At 34.9% G+C, this 19,248-nt stretch carries 17 protein-coding genes; all 17 read right to left on the reverse strand.

Annotated elements, in window-relative coordinates; translation table 11 throughout:
• Positions 1-79 precede the first annotated feature (79 nt).
• The 17 genes from hfq to LD272_RS01885 all read right to left on the reverse strand — a co-directional run bounded on the left by hfq (position 80) and on the right by LD272_RS01885 (position 19,148).
• Positions 80-304 (reverse strand): RNA chaperone Hfq, encoded by a 225-nt coding sequence (gene hfq / locus LD272_RS01805; protein WP_226034868.1) that lies wholly within the window; start codon positions 302-304, stop codon positions 80-82.
• Positions 305-341: 37 nt separating this feature from the next.
• A complete protein-coding gene (miaA, locus tag LD272_RS01810) occupies positions 342-1,277 on the reverse strand; it encodes a tRNA (adenosine(37)-N6)-dimethylallyltransferase MiaA (protein ID WP_226034869.1) in 936 nt (311 codons plus the stop codon).
• 146 nt (positions 1,278-1,423) lie between these two features.
• A complete protein-coding gene (locus tag LD272_RS01815; RefSeq protein WP_226034870.1) occupies positions 1,424-1,876 on the reverse strand; it encodes a Dps family protein in 453 nt (150 codons plus the stop codon).
• A 133-nt stretch (positions 1,877-2,009) separates the two neighbouring features.
• Entirely contained in the window at positions 2,010-3,866 is a 1,857-nt protein-coding gene (gene mutL, locus LD272_RS01820; protein WP_369413910.1) for a DNA mismatch repair endonuclease MutL, read from the reverse strand.
• Entirely contained in the window at positions 3,867-6,464 is a 2,598-nt protein-coding gene (gene mutS, locus LD272_RS01825; RefSeq protein ID WP_226034871.1) for a DNA mismatch repair protein MutS, read from the reverse strand. It lies immediately after the preceding gene.
• Between the two features lie 423 nt (positions 6,465-6,887).
• Positions 6,888-7,451: an outer spore coat protein CotE gene (cotE, locus tag LD272_RS01830; protein ID WP_226034872.1), complete on the reverse strand. Its 564-nt coding sequence runs from the start codon at positions 7,449-7,451 to the stop codon at positions 6,888-6,890.
• A gap of 311 nt (positions 7,452-7,762) precedes the next feature.
• Positions 7,763-8,188 (reverse strand): YlbF/YmcA family competence regulator, encoded by a 426-nt coding sequence (locus tag LD272_RS01835; protein WP_226034873.1) that lies wholly within the window; start codon positions 8,186-8,188, stop codon positions 7,763-7,765.
• A gap of 1 nt (position 8,189) precedes the next feature.
• Entirely contained in the window at positions 8,190-9,767 is a 1,578-nt protein-coding gene (gene miaB / locus LD272_RS01840) for a tRNA (N6-isopentenyl adenosine(37)-C2)-methylthiotransferase MiaB (RefSeq protein ID WP_226034874.1), read from the reverse strand.
• Between the two features lie 215 nt (positions 9,768-9,982).
• Positions 9,983-10,903, reverse strand: coding sequence for a dipeptidase (locus LD272_RS01845; protein WP_226034875.1), 921 nt, complete (start codon positions 10,901-10,903; stop codon positions 9,983-9,985).
• A 71-nt stretch (positions 10,904-10,974) separates the two neighbouring features.
• Positions 10,975-11,235, reverse strand: a complete 261-nt coding sequence (locus LD272_RS01850) for a stage V sporulation protein S (RefSeq protein ID WP_153736269.1) — start codon at positions 11,233-11,235, stop codon at positions 10,975-10,977.
• 113 nt (positions 11,236-11,348) lie between these two features.
• The gene (gene ymdB, locus LD272_RS01855) at positions 11,349-12,146 is read right to left on the reverse strand and encodes a 2',3'-cyclic-nucleotide 2'-phosphodiesterase (protein WP_226034876.1); all 798 of its coding nucleotides are present in this window, start codon (positions 12,144-12,146) and stop codon (positions 11,349-11,351) included.
• 118 nt (positions 12,147-12,264) lie between these two features.
• Positions 12,265-13,827 (reverse strand): ribonuclease Y, encoded by a 1,563-nt coding sequence (rny, locus tag LD272_RS01860; protein WP_226034877.1) that lies wholly within the window; start codon positions 13,825-13,827, stop codon positions 12,265-12,267.
• A gap of 376 nt (positions 13,828-14,203) precedes the next feature.
• Positions 14,204-15,283 carry a recombinase RecA gene (gene recA / locus LD272_RS01865; RefSeq protein WP_226034878.1) on the reverse strand — a complete coding sequence of 360 codons (1,080 nt, stop codon included), beginning with the start codon at positions 15,281-15,283 and terminating at the stop codon, positions 14,204-14,206.
• 236 nt (positions 15,284-15,519) lie between these two features.
• A complete protein-coding gene (locus tag LD272_RS01870) occupies positions 15,520-16,770 on the reverse strand; it encodes a competence/damage-inducible protein A (protein WP_226034879.1) in 1,251 nt (416 codons plus the stop codon).
• Positions 16,767-17,345, reverse strand: a complete 579-nt coding sequence (gene pgsA / locus LD272_RS01875; protein ID WP_226034880.1) for a CDP-diacylglycerol--glycerol-3-phosphate 3-phosphatidyltransferase — start codon at positions 17,343-17,345, stop codon at positions 16,767-16,769. Before pgsA ends, LD272_RS01870 begins: the two co-directional genes overlap by 4 nt.
• A 95-nt stretch (positions 17,346-17,440) precedes the next feature.
• Positions 17,441-18,337 carry a helix-turn-helix domain-containing protein gene (locus tag LD272_RS01880; RefSeq protein WP_226034881.1) on the reverse strand — a complete coding sequence of 299 codons (897 nt, stop codon included), beginning with the start codon at positions 18,335-18,337 and terminating at the stop codon, positions 17,441-17,443.
• Between the two features lie 19 nt (positions 18,338-18,356).
• Complete coding sequence (locus LD272_RS01885) at positions 18,357-19,148, reverse strand: DUF3388 domain-containing protein (protein ID WP_226034882.1); 792 nt, start codon at positions 19,146-19,148, stop codon at positions 18,357-18,359.
• Between the last annotated feature and the right edge of the window lie 100 nt (positions 19,149-19,248).

Below are 19,248 nucleotides of genomic sequence, written 5' to 3' on the forward strand. Positions count from 1 at the left end.
GTTTGTGACATATGCCCATTAATTGTTTTTTTATATTAAAAATAGAAAAAAGGACGCAAAAATTTGCGTCCTTTTTTTACTATTCCTTCTCTAATGTAACGTTCTTTGCCGGAGCAAAAGTCGAAATAGCGTGTTTGAAAATTAATTGCTGTTTACCATCAGTGTCAAAAAGAACTGTAAAATTATCAAAGGCTTTCACCGTTCCCCTTAACTGAAAACCATTTGTCAAAAACACAGTCACCTGTATTCGATCTTTTCGTAGCTGATTTAGATATTGATCTTGGATATTAACGGATTGAGACATGTTACTTTCCTCCCTTTTCTATCTGTAGTTATTATTTCTATTTTTTTTCAAGCTTTCCTGCAAGATCGTTTAAAATAATTTCAAATTTTTCATTTTTAGTGTCTAATGTAATCGAATACCAGTCGACATCCATTTTATTTTTAAACCACGTGTACTGTCTTTTGGCATACCTTCTTGAGTTACGTTTTAATAGTTCAACGCATATTTCAAACGACTGTTCCCCTTTAAAATAAGGAATAAATTCTTTATAACCGATTGCCTTCATGGATTGAGCATCTTCTAGGCCTAATTCATAGAAATATTTCACTTCTTCTAATAGGCCTTGCTCTAGCATTATGTCAACACGATTATTAATCCTCTTATACAGTAGCTCTCTATCCATTTCAAGCCCGATTAGTATTGGACGATATGGATTATCAACCCGTTGCCTCAGGTGATACTCTGTCATGGTCATGCCGGTTCTATCGTACACCTCTAAGGCTCTAATAACCCTTCGAACATTATTAGGATGTATTTTATCAGCTTGGGCTGGATCAATTTTTTTCAATCGTTGATAGACAACGTCAATTCCATCGACATCAATTTGTTTTTCAATTTTATTTTGGTAGGATTCGTCTCTTTTTTCCTCAGCAAAATTATAACCAAACAATGCTGCTTGCACGTATAGTCCTGTTCCACCTGCAATGATAGGTAAATGGTTGTTTTTACTTATTAGCTGTATTTTTTGACGAACGTTTTTTTGAAAATCCGCTACTGAAAAAGACTCATCGGGATTTTTTATATTAAGCAGGTGGTGAGGAACTCCTTCTTTCTCCTCTTCAGTAACCTTAGCCGTACCAATGTCCATCCCTTTATAGATTTGCATAGAGTCGCCACTAATTATTTCACCATTAAACGATTTTGCTATTTCAATACTTAAAGCTGTTTTGCCAACTCCAGTTGGTCCTACAACTCCTACAACTGTTTGTTTCATACGATATCCTCTGTTTTTTATTATTATCCAATAAAACATTACTAATTTCATTTGATTGTTTTTCCATTATACACCATTAATATTATTTCGCAATTCAATCTAAACCAAAAAACAAGGCTGATAATTAATTATCAGCCTTGTACAGGTTATTCAAATGCAATATACGCTCTTAGCATCCATACATGTTTTTCGAATCTCCCGCGAATATCATTTAATAAATCTGATGTAGGTTGATCATTAATCTCTTCAGCTAATGGTATTCCTGTCTCTTTTATTTCATTAATCATCGTTCTATAATCTTCAGATAGTTGGTTAATAATTTCATTTTCTTTATCATCAGCTTGCGCCTCTTGTAGGGTAGTTTCTTTGATGAATTTATGCATGGTGGCAAGAGGTTTGCCATCAATCGCTAGGATTCGCTCCGCTACTTCATCTAAATCTTGAGCAGCTTCATTATATAAATCCTCAAACACTTCATGTAACTTAAAGAAATGTCTACCTTGAACGAACCAATGATAACGATGAAGTTTGATGTATAAGACTGCAAAGTTTGATAATTCTTGGTTTAGAAAATTAACTAATTTTTGATTTTCTGGCATAAAGCACCTAACCTTTCCTTAATTCATTTGTACTATTCTTTAGCTAGGTGCTTTATTTTATACCCTTTTTGAGGGCACATTTACTGATGATCTAATTTTCACTTGTAATTATTACCAAGCTCGTTACCCCGATTTACATAATTCGCTTAAACATCTTTTCCATTTCGTATGTGGAGTAATGAATAATGATAGGACGCCCGTGCGGACAAGTGAATGGGTCTGTCGAGTTTCTTAAATCTTCAAGTAAGCGAAACATATCATTGTTATTAAGATAATGATTCGCCTTAATTGATCGTTTACAGGACATTAAAATGGCAGCTTCTTCTCTTATTTTGTAGATGTCTACTTTTTCTAAGGCAATTACTTGTTCAACAATCTCGTGTATGACTTCTTGTTCAAACCCCTTTGGGAACCACTGAGGATGTGACCTTATCGCATAGCTTTGTTGTCCGAAAGCTTCAAAAAACAATCCTACCTTTTTAAGTTCTTCTTGATATTGTTCTACTAATAGTGCTTCTTGTTTTGAAAAATCAAAAGTAATAGGAAGTAATAGCTCTTGTATTTCATTGGCAACTTCTCCAATTCTATCCCTGAAAAATTCATATTTAATACGTTCTTGTGCTGCGTGTTGATCAATAATGAATAAGCCATTCTCATTTTGCGCTAAGATATATGTTCCATGATGTTGCCCTATTGGGTACATTACGGGAATCCGTTCTGTAGAATTTTGATGATCATTCTCATCGTCTTGATTGTCAGTTTTTACGGACTCTTGTTCACGAAATGATTCGATATCAAATTCAGAGTATTCGTTACTTATTATTGCATTTTGAGTAGTTTTAAATGCATCTTGCTCAATTTGCTTATCGTCACTTGTTTCTAATACCTGATTTTGATAAGAGAAGCTATTATATACAGGATTTCTCTTATTTGTTTCGTAAAAATCAAAAGAATGCTGTGAACTCTGTTCCTTTTGTTTTTTTGGCTGTTTGACCGAGGGTATTAATGTTTCTTTTCTGAAAGCTTGTTTAATGGTTGTTTCTACAGCCTCAAATAATTCTCTCTCTTTACTAAAACGAACTTCTAACTTTGCAGGATGAACGTTAACATCCACTAATATAGGATCCATTTCAATAGTTAATGCAACAAGTGGACTTCTTCCGATTGGCAATAAAGTGTGATACCCGCTTAAAATTGCTTTGTTTAATGGGATACTTCTAATATACCTGCCATTAATAATGGTAGATATGTAGTTTCTAGATGCACGTGTAATTTCAGGTTTAGCAATATAACCAGCAATAGAAAAATCAAGGGTTTTATGCTCAACTGGTATCATTTTCTTGGCGATTCCCATGCCATATACTTGAGCAATAATTTGAAGTAAGTCTCCTCGACCTGAGGACTTAAATAATTGTTTGCCATTGTGACTGACTTCAAAACGTATATTAGGATGTGAGAGTGCCATCCGATTTAATATATCAGTAATATGACCCAACTCTGTATGGATAGTTTTCATATACTTTAACCGGGCAGGAGTGTTGAAAAATATATCATCCACGGTAATTTCGCTACCCTGTCTTGCATCACTTTTTGATCTACGGGTAACCTTACCACCTTCTAATTCAAGCAAGGTACCTGCATGTTCACCAGTCGATGTTTTTATTGTCAGCCTACTAACAGCTGCAATACTTGCTAAAGCCTCACCTCTAAAACCTAAAGTTTTGACGTGGAATAAGTCATTTTCATTTTTTATTTTACTAGTAGCATGGCGAAAGAAAGCACGTTCACAATCTTCCTCAGACATGCCATCTCCATCATCAATAATCTTGATTTGTTGCAAGCCAGCTTCTAATACTTCTACCTTCACCCATGTACTGTTCGCATCAATACTATTTTCGACTAATTCTTTTACTACAGATGCGGGGCGCTCAACCACCTCACCTGCTGCAATTTTGTTTGCTAGCGAATCAGGCATTTGAAAAATCTTCACTTATTTGACCCCTCCCTGCTTATCTTTAACTTTCTTCTGTAACTCGTACAATTCATTCATCGCCTGCATTGGTGTCATTTCCATAATATTTAAATTCTTTAATTCTTGAACAAGTTTATTTTCTGATTTTGTTATTCCACTTTTGGATACTTTATCTTGAGTTGCAAAAAAAGAGAGCTGTGCATCATCATCTTTTGCTATGCTAACCTGTTTTTTAGTTGGTTGACTTTCAAATTGATTCAATATTTTCGTAGCACGATCGATTAGTGGTAATGGAAGTTCAGCTAATTTAGCAACATGGATACCATAGCTTTGATCGGCTGCGCCTTCTTGAATCTGATGTAGAAAAACAACATTTCCTTCGTGTTCCTCGGCACGAACATGAATATTTTTTAATTTATTTAGAGTTTCCTCCATACTAGTTAACTCATGATAATGGGTTGAAAATAACGTTTTCGCCTGAACATTTTCATGTAAATATTCAATAATCGCTTGAGCTAAGGCCATCCCATCATATGTACTAGTTCCACGACCTATTTCATCAAATAAGATTAAGCTATTCTGTGTTGCATGACTTATAGCGTGATTTGCTTCCAACATTTCTACCATAAAAGTACTTTGACCAGAAACTAAATCATCTGCAGCGCCAATCCTAGTGAAAATTTGATCAAAAATCGGTAATTCAGCAGATTCACATGGTACAAAACAACCGATTTGAGCCATAATGCCCGTAAGCGCTAATTGTCTCATATAGGTGCTTTTACCAGACATATTCGGCCCTGTTATTAGCAAAATATTTGTATCTTCAGGCAATTGAACATCATTTGGAACAAAAGAGTCATTTTTCATTACCTTTTCTATCACGGGATGTCTTCCCTGTCTAATAGATACATCTCTTTTATCATTAAATTCTGGTCGATTATACCTATTTAATTCACTTACAGTTGCAAAACCTTGTAATACATCTATTTCACTAATAATGTCAGCTAATTCCTGTAATTTAGGAATATATGCTTTGACTTGCTCACGTAAATCAATAAATAACTGATGCTCCAAATCGACACTTTTTTCTTCCGCTTCAAGGATTAATGATTCTTTTTCTTTTAATTCAGGTGTAATGTATCTTTCAGCATTGGTAAGCGTTTGTTTACGTTCATATTTCCCTTCTGGCAAGAGATGAAGGTTTGCTCTGGTAACTTCTATATAATAGCCAAAAACACGATTATAACCAATTTTTAATGACCTAATGTTTGTTTCTTTCTTTTCTTTTTGCTCTAACTCTGCTATCCACTTTTTGCCGTTTCTAGAAGCATGTCTGTAATCATCTAATCTGCTGTTATAGCCGTCTTTGATAATTCCACCCTCTTTAATAGTTATCGGTGGATCTTCTATCAGGCTATTGTCAAGAAGGATGAATAAATCATCTAGGGGGTTGATATTCTTACTAAGTTCTTGTACATTTTTGCTCGTAAAATTAATTAATTGCTCTTTAAGATCAGGTATTTTACTTATAGAAAGTTTCAATTGATTTAAATCTCTTGCATTTACATTTCCAAATGCTACTCGTCCAGAAAGTCGCTCTAAATCATATATCGACTTTAATGACTCACGAATAGTTTCTCGTTCAAAAAACTGTTCCAAAAATCCATCGACAATATTAAACCGCTTTTCAAGTAGTGTTTTGTTTAATAATGGACGCTCTACCCATTTTTTTAACATTCTAGATCCCATAGCTGTTACTGTTTGGTCAATTACCCATAATAAGCTTCCTTGTTTCCCTTTACGCATAATTGTTTCTGTAAGCTCTAAATTACGTTTTGAATACATATCTAGTGACATGTATTGCTTTAGCTCGATCAACTGAGCTGGCTTAAGATGGTCAAGTGTTCTTTTTTGTGTTTTTTGAATATAGTTAAACAATCTCCCAAATGCTTTGATTTCTTTTTCATCCTCTAAATTAGAAAGCAAATGTTTGAAATTATCATCAATTTCAGTTTGCTCATGATACGAAAGAGTTACCTGCAGTCGCTCTCGTAATTCAGTTTGAAGTTCCTTCGCGAGATCAACCGAAACAACAATCTCCTTGACTGGGCGATTAAATAACTCGCTAAGAACAGCAGTCCATCCATTTGATATTGTAGCTATGCTATTTTCTCCTGTCGATAAATCGTTATAAGAAATAACATATGTTTCATCTTTGAAACTAGTAATACTTGCAAGGTAATTATTTTCTTTCTCATCTAACATGTTACCTTCCATTACAGTACCAGGTGTTATTAGCTGAACAACCTCTCGTTTGACAACACCTTTTGCAGTCTTAGGATCTTCAACTTGTTCACATATTGCAACTTTATAACCCTTTTCAACTAAATTTTTTATGTAATTCGCAGCAGAATGGTATGGAATTCCGCACATAGGAATCCGGTCCTCACTTCCACCATCTCTACTTGTAAGTGTTATTTCGAGTTCTCTTGATGCAGAGACAGCATCGTCAAAAAACATTTCATAAAAATCACCTAAGCGAAAAAAAAGAAAACAATCTTTGTAATCGGCTTTGACTTTTAAGTATTGTTGTATCATTGGTGTATATGTAGCCATAATATATCCTCCAGCACGTACGAGATTTATTTCTATCATTATAGCATACGAATGCTATCAATTTTGATTGATACGATTATGTAAATTCAAGAAATTTTAGATAAAGAAGGAGGTTACCATTGAAATAATAAGGGCGCTTATTATTTAGAAGACTATTCTAAGTTACCTCCCTTTGTAATCACCTTAGGGCAATAAGACAAGCTTCAGCATGCATTCTTTTCAACATAGAGGATTGTATTAAGACCTAAAGACGAGGTGGTCGCCGGAGCCGGACGTGGGTAACATAGAAATTAATTATCCACAGCAGGCCATTTTATAATTTCCTTTAAAAAAAGTATTTGACATTGTACTCTAAATAATAAAAAAGAGCGCAAATCAGAATTGCTAATTTGCACCCGAAACCTCATATAATATCTTTTGTCATTATTCTTCTTCTACATTAGCTAAGAAATCAGGATCAACATCTTCAAACTCATCGTCAGATAACTCAAAATCCCAATCGTCATCATCACTTACAACTCCGTTAGGATCAACTCTAACTGTAACTTTTGTCTCACCGATTACCTCAACAAGAAACTCTCTTTCTACTTCCACAACAATCTTATGATCTTGATTGGCAATCTTACATTCTAAGCAATTCGGTTGTTGAATAACTTTTGCGTAAACTTCTACTTCATCACCAAGTGTCTGTTCATCTCTAACAGAAAGCTTGATGTGATCCGTGTAATTGACTCGCTCAGTAACAACCTCCGTTTTAGTATTGTCGTTGTAAGAATACCAAATATTCACGTCATAACTACCATTCACTTCTACAATGTCGTCTCCCTTTTTCTTGGCATTGTATAGGTGATTGATGACCCAGCAACCAAGAATGCTGGAAGGTCTATGTGATGGTGTGATTGTATTTGTATCCTGAGTGAATTTACGCCCTTTACCAATGACAGCTTTTGTAATTATTTCTCGATAGTCTTGATCAAGAAAAGACATAAGAACTAAAACCTCCTCTTTTTTCATAGTCATTTTATGCATGGCATCTACCTAAAGTGCATACTACTTTTTGTAATTCTCTTTTGGGTAGACCAGCAAAGGTTCTAGTTCATCCTATGCGAAAGCCTAAAAAAATGTACGAATATTATGGAAAAACTTCTAATAATCAGCTTTTTACAAAACACCAAGTTCGTTTTTTAAAAATGAGTGACTTTTATTGTTGTCAAGTGAACACTGGATTTTCCCACAAAAAAGACTGACTTATTGGTTTGAAATTCACCTTAAGTCAGTCTTTGGTTCAAATTAACGCTTTAATGTCCACAAGAACTGCGACCTACTTTAGATCCAGTTTCTCCTGCTAGAATGTCTCCGTTAGTCGAACGAATTACTTCGTTTGTTACTTCTCTAGCGATTGTATTTGATACTAATTGAAGGATGTCATTGATAACAACCTGTGAGTCTTTAAATTCTTGTACGATTGGGATTTCATCGATTTCATCTTGAATGCGATCAATTTCAGCTTCAACTTTTTTCAATGCCTCTTGTTTTCCATACGCTTGAAAGTTAACTGCTTGTTTTTGCAAAGCTTTCATCTTTTTAATCAACGCTTGAATCTTTTGATTCTCATTTAACTTGGCTTCTATTTGCTTGAATCGATCGATCTCATCGGTACTAGCCATCATTTTTGCTAACTTATTTGCTTCCTCTACAACTTGTTTACGCGTATATTCTGCCATATTAATTCACCTCAACAGCTTCTTTAACCAATTCTCCATCAAGAGACCAGGTTTTCGCTTTTGTTATTTTAACATCTATAATTTTACCAATCACTGACTTTGGTGCTTTAAAATTAACCATCTTATTTCTTTCAGTATAACCAGACAGAACATCAGGATTTTTCTTGCTTTCACCTTCAACAAGAACTTTCACCGTTTGTCCTTCATATTTTTGCATTGCTTCAGCAGACTGTTTATTAACCAGTGCATTTAAGCGTTGGAGCCGTTCTTTCTTTACTTCCATCGGGATGTTATCTTCCCATTTTGCAGAAGGAGTGCCCTCTCTTGGGGAATAAATATAAGTATAAGCACTTTCGAATCCAACCTCTTCCATTAATGTCATCGTTTCCTCGAATTGCTCATCAGACTCGTTAGGGAAACCGACGATAATATCAGTAGTTAGAGTAGTATTTGGCATTGCTTTTCTAATTTTATCAACAAGCTTTAAATATTCTTCTCGTGTATATCTACGGGCCATAACTCTAAGTACTTCTGAACTTCCAGATTGAACTGGCAAATGGATATGATCTAGTAAATTTCCACCTTTAGAAAGCACTTCAATTAAACGATCATCAAAATCTCTAGGGTGTGATGTTGTAAAACGAACTCTTGGAATATCAATTTTACTGATTTCTTCCATTAAATCACCTAAACCGTACTTCATGTCTAAGTCTTTTCCATAGGCATTAACGTTTTGGCCAAGCAAAGTAATTTCTTTATATCCCGCTGCTGCTAACTGACGAACTTCTTGTATAATATCTTCAGGCATACGGCTTCGCTCTTTTCCACGAGTGTACGGTACAATACAATACGTACAGAATTTATCGCAACCGTACATAATGTTAACCCAACCTTTTATCTTTCCTTTACGTACTTTAGGTAGGTTTTCAATGATGTCGCCTTCTTTTGACCAAACTTCCATTACCATTGCTTTACTAAACATAGCCTCTTTTAACAGACTTGGTAAACGGTGAATGTTATGTGTACCAAAAATCATATCGATAAATGGATGTTTCTTTAGAATCTTGTTAACAACTGATTCCTCTTGAGACATACATCCACATACGCCTACAATTAAATCAGGCTTTTCTAATTTTAATGGTTTCAAATGTCCAATTTCACCAAATACTTTGTTTTCAGCATTTTCACGAATCGCACATGTATTTAATAGAATAACATCAGCTTCGTTCGTATCATCTGTTGATTCGTACCCCATGTCAGTCAAGAGCCCTGCCATAACTTCGGTATCGTGAGCATTCATTTGGCAACCATAAGTACGGATAAGGAACTTTTTATCTTTTCCAATTGATTTCATTTCCTCAGGAATACTAAAATCATAATGTACTTTAACATCTTCTCGTTTACGTTTTTTTGCTTTTTTTAAGTTTGGTGGTTCATATGTTGCTTGAAAATACTTACCTATCAGTTCATCAGAGTCTATATGTTGAATTCGTTCTAGGTTTGAATCCGCATCAGATTTTATGTCTGTTGGATCTACCTGTTTGATTTGATTGGCTTGTTTCCGTTGTTCTTCGTTCATGTACACGGAATCTCCTTTCGGTCTAATCTAGCTATTCTAACTGAGATACGTTACTATATCAAAGAGTTAACCAGCACTTTAATTGAAACTCTTCTCCAATTTTACATTATATCAAAAGACTAATAGTAAAATAAAGACATTACTTGTTTATTATATGGCAGATTTCTAACAAATACAAAGAAATGCTAAATTTGCTATTGTCATATCTAAACTAACTAGTTGCGCGGAAATTTATTTAAAAAATTCTGATAACTAATTTTTACAATCGTATCGGTTGGAAAATTGTTATGACATTCAGTTATAAACATATCATAATCTAAATAGTCATAAAGACCGTCAACAAATCTTACTGTACCATCGAAATCTGAACCGAGACCTAGACAGTTTTCAGCACCACTTTTCAAGAAGTAATTAAGATGTTGAATTACATCTTTTACCTTTGCGGTTTTTTGGTCATTTAGAAAACTTGGCACGAATGTCACTCCAATCCAGCCATCATTTTCAATCAATGCTCGAATTTGCTTATCATCAAGGTTTCTTCGGTGTGCGTTGATAGAATAGGCATTAGAATGTGAAGCCATCGGATAGGTTGCTAGTTTGATTACATCAAAAAAACCTCGGTAAGAAATATGTGATAGATCTGTCCATATACGTTCTTGATTAAGCAATAGCACTACTTCCTTGCCAAATTCACTTAATCCTGCTCCCCTTTTTTCTCCAATACCATCGCTCACTGCATTGGCTTGATTCCAGGTTAAACCAACTATCCTAACTCCTAAACGAATTAACGTTCTTAGTTTGTTTAGGTCTTTACCGATGGGATGACAACCCTCCAGTGTTAACATCGCACCTTTTTCGTTTTCCTTTAAAGACAACATATCATTTTTTGAAGAAATAAATTTGACTTCATCATAGGGCTCTATTATTTGTTTGAAAAAAATATCAACCATTTCAAGTGCAACTTGAAACTGAAGTTCATCAGGAACATCGTCCGGTACAAAAATGGCAAAACATTGTATTTTTACAGAACTTTTTTTCCATTTCATGTAATTAACTTGTAATTCATCGCTAGAATGAAATAATATATTTTTTGACCATAGTTTTAAAAGCGCGTCACAATGTCCATCAATTATCATTATAATATACCCCCTTAAGATTTTTTCAAAAAAAAAAACTGTTTGCTTAGAGCAAACAGTGAATATTTTGATTACCTTGGTTCAATAATAAATTTAATTGCAGTTCGTTCTTCATTATCAATCATAATATCTGTAAAAGCTGGAATACAAATTAAGTCAACTCCACTTGGGGCAACAAATCCTCGTGCGATAGCTACTGCCTTTACGGACTGGTTTATTGCACCAGCACCGATCGCCTGAATTTCCGCTGAGCCTCGTTCTCTAAGTACGTTTGCAAGTGCTCCTGCTACTGAGTTAGGATTCGATTTGGCTGAAACTTTTAATATATCCATTACTAGTACCTCCTTAGTTTACTAAAATGAAAGTTATTCCACTTTTACTATATTCTTGGAGTTGATAGATATTCCCTTTTATTATGAACTAATTTTTCGAAAAATTCAATTATTCAGCCAAAAAATGGATGATCATCATTAATTAGAACTCTTTCGACTTTTTTCGTCCTTCCCGATTGATTATCAACATCAACTAAAAAAGCATTTAGTTGAGTTCTTCCTTCTTTCTTAACTTCAAATCGAACAGGAAGATTAGTTAAGAATCTCTTTATAACTGCTTCTCTATCGGTACCGAGTATTCCATCATATGGACCTGTCATTCCGACATCAGTTATGTATCCAGTTCCCATTGGTAAAATTCTTTCATCCGCTGTTTGTGTATGTGTGTGTGTTCCTACGACCGCAGTGACTCTGCCATCCAAATACCAGCCCATTGCTTGTTTCTCACTAGTAGCTTCTGCATGAAAATCTACAAAAATAAGATTAGTACGTTTTTTGGCCTCATCTATTAATTCATCTACTACACGAAATGGATCATCTAGAGGTGGTAAAAATGTTCTCCCTTGCAAATTAATCACCGCAAGCTCAAGTCCGTTAGATTTAATGAATACTAGACCCTTTCCTGGTGTACCTTCTGGGAAGTTTGCGGGACGCACCATATATGGTGCATTATCTATAAATTCAAAAAGTTCTTTTTTGTCCCATGTGTGATTTCCCATTGTAATAGCTTGTGCACCCCATTCTAACAACTGTTTATAAATTTTCTCAGTTATTCCTTTACCAGAGGCAGCGTTTTCGCCGTTTACAATTGTTACATGTGGTTGATATTTTTGTTTCAATTTCGGTAAATAGTTTTGTACCATATCTCGTCCAGGAGATCCAACGATATCTCCAATAAATAATATTTTCATTGTTTACAGTCCCATCTGTTAAATTACGTTCAGTTTTACATATATAATCTTAAAAGTCAAAATGGTGCAGTACCTAAATAGTATCCTCGCAAAAAAATAAAGCGACCAAATGGTCGCTTTATTTCGCATATTCTACTGCTCGCGTTTCACGAATAACTGTTACTTTAATATGGCCTGGATAGTCCAATTCATCTTCAATTCTTTTTCTGATTTCTCTAGCAATTCGTAATGATTCAAGATCATCAATTTCATCAGGTTTTACCATGATTCGAACTTCACGACCCGCTTGAATTGCAAAAGATTTCTCGACGCCTTCATAAGATTCAGAGATTTCCTCTAACTTCTCAAGACGCTTAATATAATTTTCCAATGTTTCACTTCTAGCTCCAGGTCGCGCTGCAGACAATGCATCAGCAGCAGCAACAAGAACAGCTATTATCGAAGTAGGTTCTTCATCACCGTGGTGGGAAGCAATTGAATTAATGACAACATCATTTTCTTTGTATTTTGTTGCCAATTCCTTACCTATTTCCACGTGACTACCTTCCACTTCATGATCAATAGCCTTTCCGATATCGTGCAGCAAGCCGGCTCTTTTTGCGAGGGTTTGATCTTCACCCAGTTCAGCAGCAAGTAGACCGGAAAGATACGCAACTTCAGTTGAATGTTTCAATACATTCTGACCATAGCTTGTACGATATTTTAAGCGACCTAGTATCTTCACCAAGTCTGGATGTAGACCATGTACACCCACTTCAAACGTTGTTTCCTCTCCAACTTCACGAATATACTCATCAACTTCGCGTCTTGATTTGTCTACCATTTCTTCAATCCGCGCAGGGTGAATTCGTCCATCTTGAACCAACTTTTCTAAGGCGATGCGAGCTGTTTCTCTTCTTATAGGATCAAATCCTGATAAGATTACAGCCTCTGGTGTATCATCTATGATTAAATCAATGCCAGTTAATGTCTCAAGTGTTCGGATATTACGACCCTCACGACCTATAATCCGGCCTTTCATTTCATCATTTGGAAGATTTACAACAGACACGGTTGTTTCAGCAACATGATCGGCGGCACAACGCTGTAAAGCAAGAGATAGGATACTTTTTGCTTTCTTATCCGCTTCTTCTTTCGCACGATTTTCTGCTTCTTTTATCATAAGTGCAGATTCGTGGCTTACTTCTTTTTCAACTCGTTCTAAAATTATTTGTTTTGCTTGGTCAGAAGTGTAACCTGAAATGCGCTCTAGTTCAACTTGCTGCTCGCTTAACATAACTCCCACTTTGCTTTCCGTTTCTTCAATTTGTTGTTGTTTTTCTGTTAGCGAACTTTCTTTTTTCTCTAACACGAGCTCACGCTTATCGAGCGTTTCATCCTTACGGTCCAGATTTTCTTCTTTTTGCATCAGACGGCCTTCTTGCTTCTGAATCTCTGTTCTTCTCTCTCGAAGTTCTTGATCTGCCTGTTGTCGAAGTTTGTGATTTTCATCTTTAGCTTCTAGAAGAGCCTCTTTTTTAGAAACTTCTGCATTACGATGCCCTTCTTCTACTATTTGTTTTGCCAAGTCCTCTGCACTAGAAATTTTCTTTTCTGCAATAGATTTACGAATTAGATAACCAACAACAATACCGACGATAAGGGTAAGCAAAATGGAGATGATTAAGGTAACTATTTCCATGGTTTCACCTCCTCTTGCTATAAACTTGTACAATCAATTTAAGTCGGCATCTACATTCTTACTTTAAATTAATCTAGGTTTTAACAAAGAATGTATAATGAATAATAATATTATACACATTAATTTTAATCTCGAGGGTATATAATGTCAAGGAAACGTCAATTTTATGTAGTAATTATGTAAATTTTTCTGATATTTATTGGAAAAGAATTAATAATTAACTAATTAGTTGTCGAAAAGCTGTCAATTTTAATTATGATACTTAAGCATAGATATCCTATAACTTCACACTACTACATTAATAATCTAATACTAGTTAAGAAAAATTCATTAAATAAAAAGTAACGGCATGGGAGATTTTCCATGCCGTTACTTTTTATTTCATATCCAATGTTTCTTGTGTTTCTTTTTCAGTTTTAGATTTACCTTTGCCATTTTTTGATTTCTCTTTTTCTTTAGTATCTTCTACTACGTCCATATTATAATGAGCTCTAACCGCATTATAAATTGTTTCCATAACTTCCTTATTTTCTTTCAAAAATTGTTTTGAATTTTCTCTTCCTTGACCCAAACGCTCTTCATTATAAGAATACCAAGCACCACTTTTTAGAACAATATCCAAGTCTGAGGCAATATCAAGAATTTCACCTTCTCTAGAAATACCTTCTCCATACATGATATCAACTTCAGCTTGTTTAAAAGGTGGTGCCACTTTATTTTTGACTACTTTTATTCTTGTTCTATTCCCAATCATGTCATTTCCTTGTTTTAATGTTTCTGCGCGACGAATATCGAGTCTAACAGATGCATAAAACTTAAGAGCTCGTCCACCAGGAGTTGTTTCGGGACTACCAAACATAACTCCCACTTTCTCACGAATTTGGTTAATAAAGACAGCAGTAGTACTTGATTTATATATTGCACCAGATAGTTTTCTAAGTGCCTGTGACATCAAACGAGCTTGTAAGCCAACGTGAGCATCTCCCATTTCGCCTTCAATCTCTGCTTTTGGCACTAAAGCTGCAACAGAGTCAACAACTACTATATCAACTGCACCACTACGTACAAGTGCTTCAGCAATTTCTAACGCTTGTTCTCCAGTATCAGGTTGAGATAAAAGTAGTTCATCAACGTTTACACCTAAATTTCTAGCGTAAATAGGATCAAGTGCGTGTTCAGCATCGATGAAGGCCGCTTGTCCACCTTGTCTTTGTGCTTCCGCAATTGCGTGAAGTGCAACAGTTGTTTTACCGGATGATTCTGGACCATATATTTCAACTACACGTCCTCTTGGATATCCACCAACACCTAAAGCTACATCTAATGCCAACGATCCGCTTGATACTGTTGCAATCCGTTGCTCTGCTCGGTCTCCTAGTTTCATAATTGAACCTTTACCAAATTGTTTTTCTATTTGTTTCAACGCCATATCTAAGGCTTGTTTACGATCGCTCAATTTATATTTCCCCCTCGTATATTAAACTATTTCTATCATAACTTGTTTTTTGAGATTTAACAAGCGAAAAGCGAATAAATGTTCCCTTGTAATTATACCATCTTTTGTAGTGAAAATTGATTTTTCTTATAGACAATTTATATATTTAGATAAAAAATATAGTTAACTTTCGCAATTTTAATATGTTAATAAGATATTTACCAAATCACACAAATTTCTAAAGCTTCAATGTATGATTATGACTCAAACAATATATCTCGGAGTAGTTCAAATCCTTTTTTCACACTTCTATTCCTAATCATTTCTCGATTGCCTTGAAAGTGATATTCTTGGATCGTTGATTTATTAAAAGAATCACAAATAGCTATAATTACTGTTCCAACAGGTTTTCCCTCTAAGGAGTTAGGTCCAGCAACTCCTGTAAAACTTATACCAATATTTGCATTTAATTTCTGTTTTACATTTAACGCCATTTCTGAAGCGCATTTTTGACTAACAGTTCCATACGTTTTTATTGTCTCAGAGGATACATTTAACATGTTTTCTTTGGCTTCCTTAGAATAACAAACAATTCCACCCATAAACACTTCAGACGCTCCATTAATTGAAACAATAGATTCAGAAAAGCTACCACCTGTTAAGCTTTCAGCTGTAGCTATTGTCAGTTTTTTAGATTTTAGTAGTTGATAAACCTTTTCTTTAATTGAATCTTGATCATAGCCATAGAAATACTTGCCGACCTTCTTCAAAATTTTGCTTTCTGTTTTATTAATTAACTCATCTGCTTGTTGCTTGTTTGCGGCTTTAGAAGTTACCCGTATAGCAACTTCACCTTCTGAAGCTAAGGGTGCGATCGTAGGATTTTTTTGAGAATCTATTAATGATTTCAATTCATGTTCGATTTGTGATTCACCAATGCCTATAAAACGAAGCATCCGTGATTGAATTACTGTATTCAATTGTAATGTTTCCTTCAAGTATGGTATCACCTGTTCGGTAGTTATTGCTTTCATTTCTCTAGGAACACCTGGCATAAATACCCATATCGATTGGTTATGTTTTATAATCATACCTGGAGCCATACCAGCGCTATTTGCTAATACCTTTGCTTCACTAAAAACTAATGCCTGCTTCCGGTTATTTGGCGTCATTTGACGTTTAGATTTTTCGAAATAGCTTGTGATTTTATTGAGCGACGATTTGTCCTCTTTCAATGTTTTATTTGTTAAAGCTTGAAATGCTTCACGTGTTAAATCGTCATCTGTAGGACCTAAACCTCCAGTTACAAATATAATATCTGAACGCTCACTAGCTAATTGAAAGGTATCCTTAACTCGTTCCAAATTATCTCCAACTACAGCATGATAAAACACATTCATTCCATTATCAGCTAACTGTTCTGAAAGCCATTGGGCGTTTGTATTAGCTATTTGTCCGAGTAACAACTCTGTTCCAACTGCAATAATTTCTGTTTTATAATCACTCATTTTGAATCCCTCATTACGTGCCAATTTTTCACAAAGTAATCATATCCTGAAATCACAGTAATAATTAATGCACTATAAAGTGCAATAATTGCAAAGGGAATTCCGAAATAGGAGAAAGGATAATTATGTAATAATAGAGCAGCAATGGACACAATCTGCAATACTGTTTTCAACTTACCCATTTGACCTGCAGCTAAAACAATTCCTTCACCTGCAGCGACAAGACGTAATCCAGTAACAGCAAATTCTCTACTAATAATTACGATGACTACCCAGGCTGGAGCAAGGCCCATTTCAACTAAGAGTATAAAAGCTGCTGACACTAGTAACTTATCGGCCATTGGATCCAAAAACTTACCTAAATTTGTAACAAGGTTATGTTTCCTAGCATAGTATCCGTCAACCCAATCTGTAGCTGAAGCAATGATAAATAATAATGCAGCAACGAAGTGGGATACGGGTAAGTCTTGTTCACCAATATTCCACACGCCCCAGTTAAAAGGAACAGCTAATAAAATTATGAAAATTGGTATTAATAATATTCTCGAGATTGTAATTCTGTTTGGTATATTCATTTATAGTCCCTCCATGTCTTTATATAACAGTCTAACGCAATTCAAACCCTTCCCATCCTAGGATGAGAAGGGTTTTAGAAAAAAAGTACTTCATACTATTCTGCACTATTTTGTACATTTATCCAAACATTTTGTGGTGTAGTAGGTTCTATGTCATCAGGTAATTCCAGCGATACACCATTAATTGTGATATCTAGTTCTCTGGGATTACCAAATCTTAAATAAATTCGCTCTTCTCCTGTCAAATCTAATTCATAAGGTGTCTGATCGGCATAAAACATGTCTTCATAAAAGCTTGCTCCCTCTCCATTCTTAATTTCTAGCCAATGCTCACTATCCGATTTAAGTGTTAGCAATAATTCATCGGTTGCATTCTCAAGGTCATATGTTTGTTCACCATTTCCTTGATCAACTAGTGTTAATGTTGGTTCAGGTTCATCCTGGGTTGTCTCTTCCTCAGATTCTTCATTATCGTTAGTTGAGGTCTCTTCATCTCCATTAGACCCAGAATCGTCGTTTTCTGCTTCATCAGGAGGTAACCTGACTTCATCATTACCAATATCTTCAGTTTGTACAGGTTCATTGGAGTCATCTGCTTGGGATTCTTTATTAAAATACCATACCGCAAATACTATACCTACAATTAATAGTACTACAATAGCAGTCGGTAAAAATGAAAAAATGGCTGGGCTTTTTGCCGGTGTTGTATCTTTTCTACTTCGCTGTACCCGAGTGTATTGTATCGAACTTTCATCACTGGTAGATGGTAGTTCATCCTGATGTTCTTCAATCAGCTGTTCTGGATCTAACTCTACAGCTGTTGCATATTCTTTAATAAATGCTCTAACATAAAAATTCCCGGGCATTACACTAAAGTTACTTTTTTCAATTGCTTGTAAATATCTTTTTTGGATTTTAGTTACTTTTTGTATATCATCTAAAGATAATTGTTTTAACTCCCTGGCTTCTTTTAGTCTTTCTCCTATTTCCATTTATAACACCATCCATTTTTCAAAAATCAAACATAGAAAATCCATCTTGTTGGTTAAGTTCAGGTTTATCAATTGGATCATATCTAATCTCTTCGTCACTCTCAGTTCTAAGTTCAATGATATAGTCAAAATCATCCATTTTGTATTCTGTTTGTTGAACAAAAATATCTGGATGTTCAACTACTTTCGTAGCTGGTAGGCGCATGATTTCTCTAACAAGTTCCCAGTGCTTTTCACTAGCCCGCCTCGTAGAAACAATTCCATCTATAATATACAGATTATCGACATTGTATTCATCTTTAATTAGTTGATTACGAATTGTTTGTTTTAGTAAAGTGCTTGATACAAATAACCAACGTTTATTGGCACAAACGCTAGCGGCAACAATTGATTCAGTCTTACCTACGCGAGGCATCCCTCTTATACCAATTAGTTTATGACCATCTTTTTTATATAATTCCGCCATAAAATCAACTAACAATCCTAATTCGCTACGCACAAATCGAAATGTCTTTTTATCATCAATGTCACTGTGTATGTATCGACCGTGTCTTACCGCCATACGATCTCTTAGTTTAGGTTTCCTTAATTTTGTGACATTAATCGTATCCATTGTATTTAAGATTGATTTTAAGCGGAGAATTTGTTCGTCTTTCCTCGAGAGTAACAACATTCCTCTTCTAGAATTTTCTACTCCATTTATCGTTATAATGTTTATTGAAAGCATTCCTAATAAAGAAGAAATATCACCTAGTAGGCCTGGTCTATTATGCTGAATTTCATATTCAAGGTACCATTCTGTCTTTTCCACAACAAAAACCCCTTTAAACGTAATATTTCCAATGTAGCCCACTTATATATTATCATAAATGATTTTATGGTTTTAGAAAAGACAATATTCGTAATATATA

The sequence above is a fragment of the Aquibacillus saliphilus genome (genome assembly GCF_020404745.1).
In the GTDB taxonomy this organism is placed as follows: domain Bacteria; phylum Bacillota; class Bacilli; order Bacillales; family Amphibacillaceae; genus Aquibacillus; species Aquibacillus saliphilus.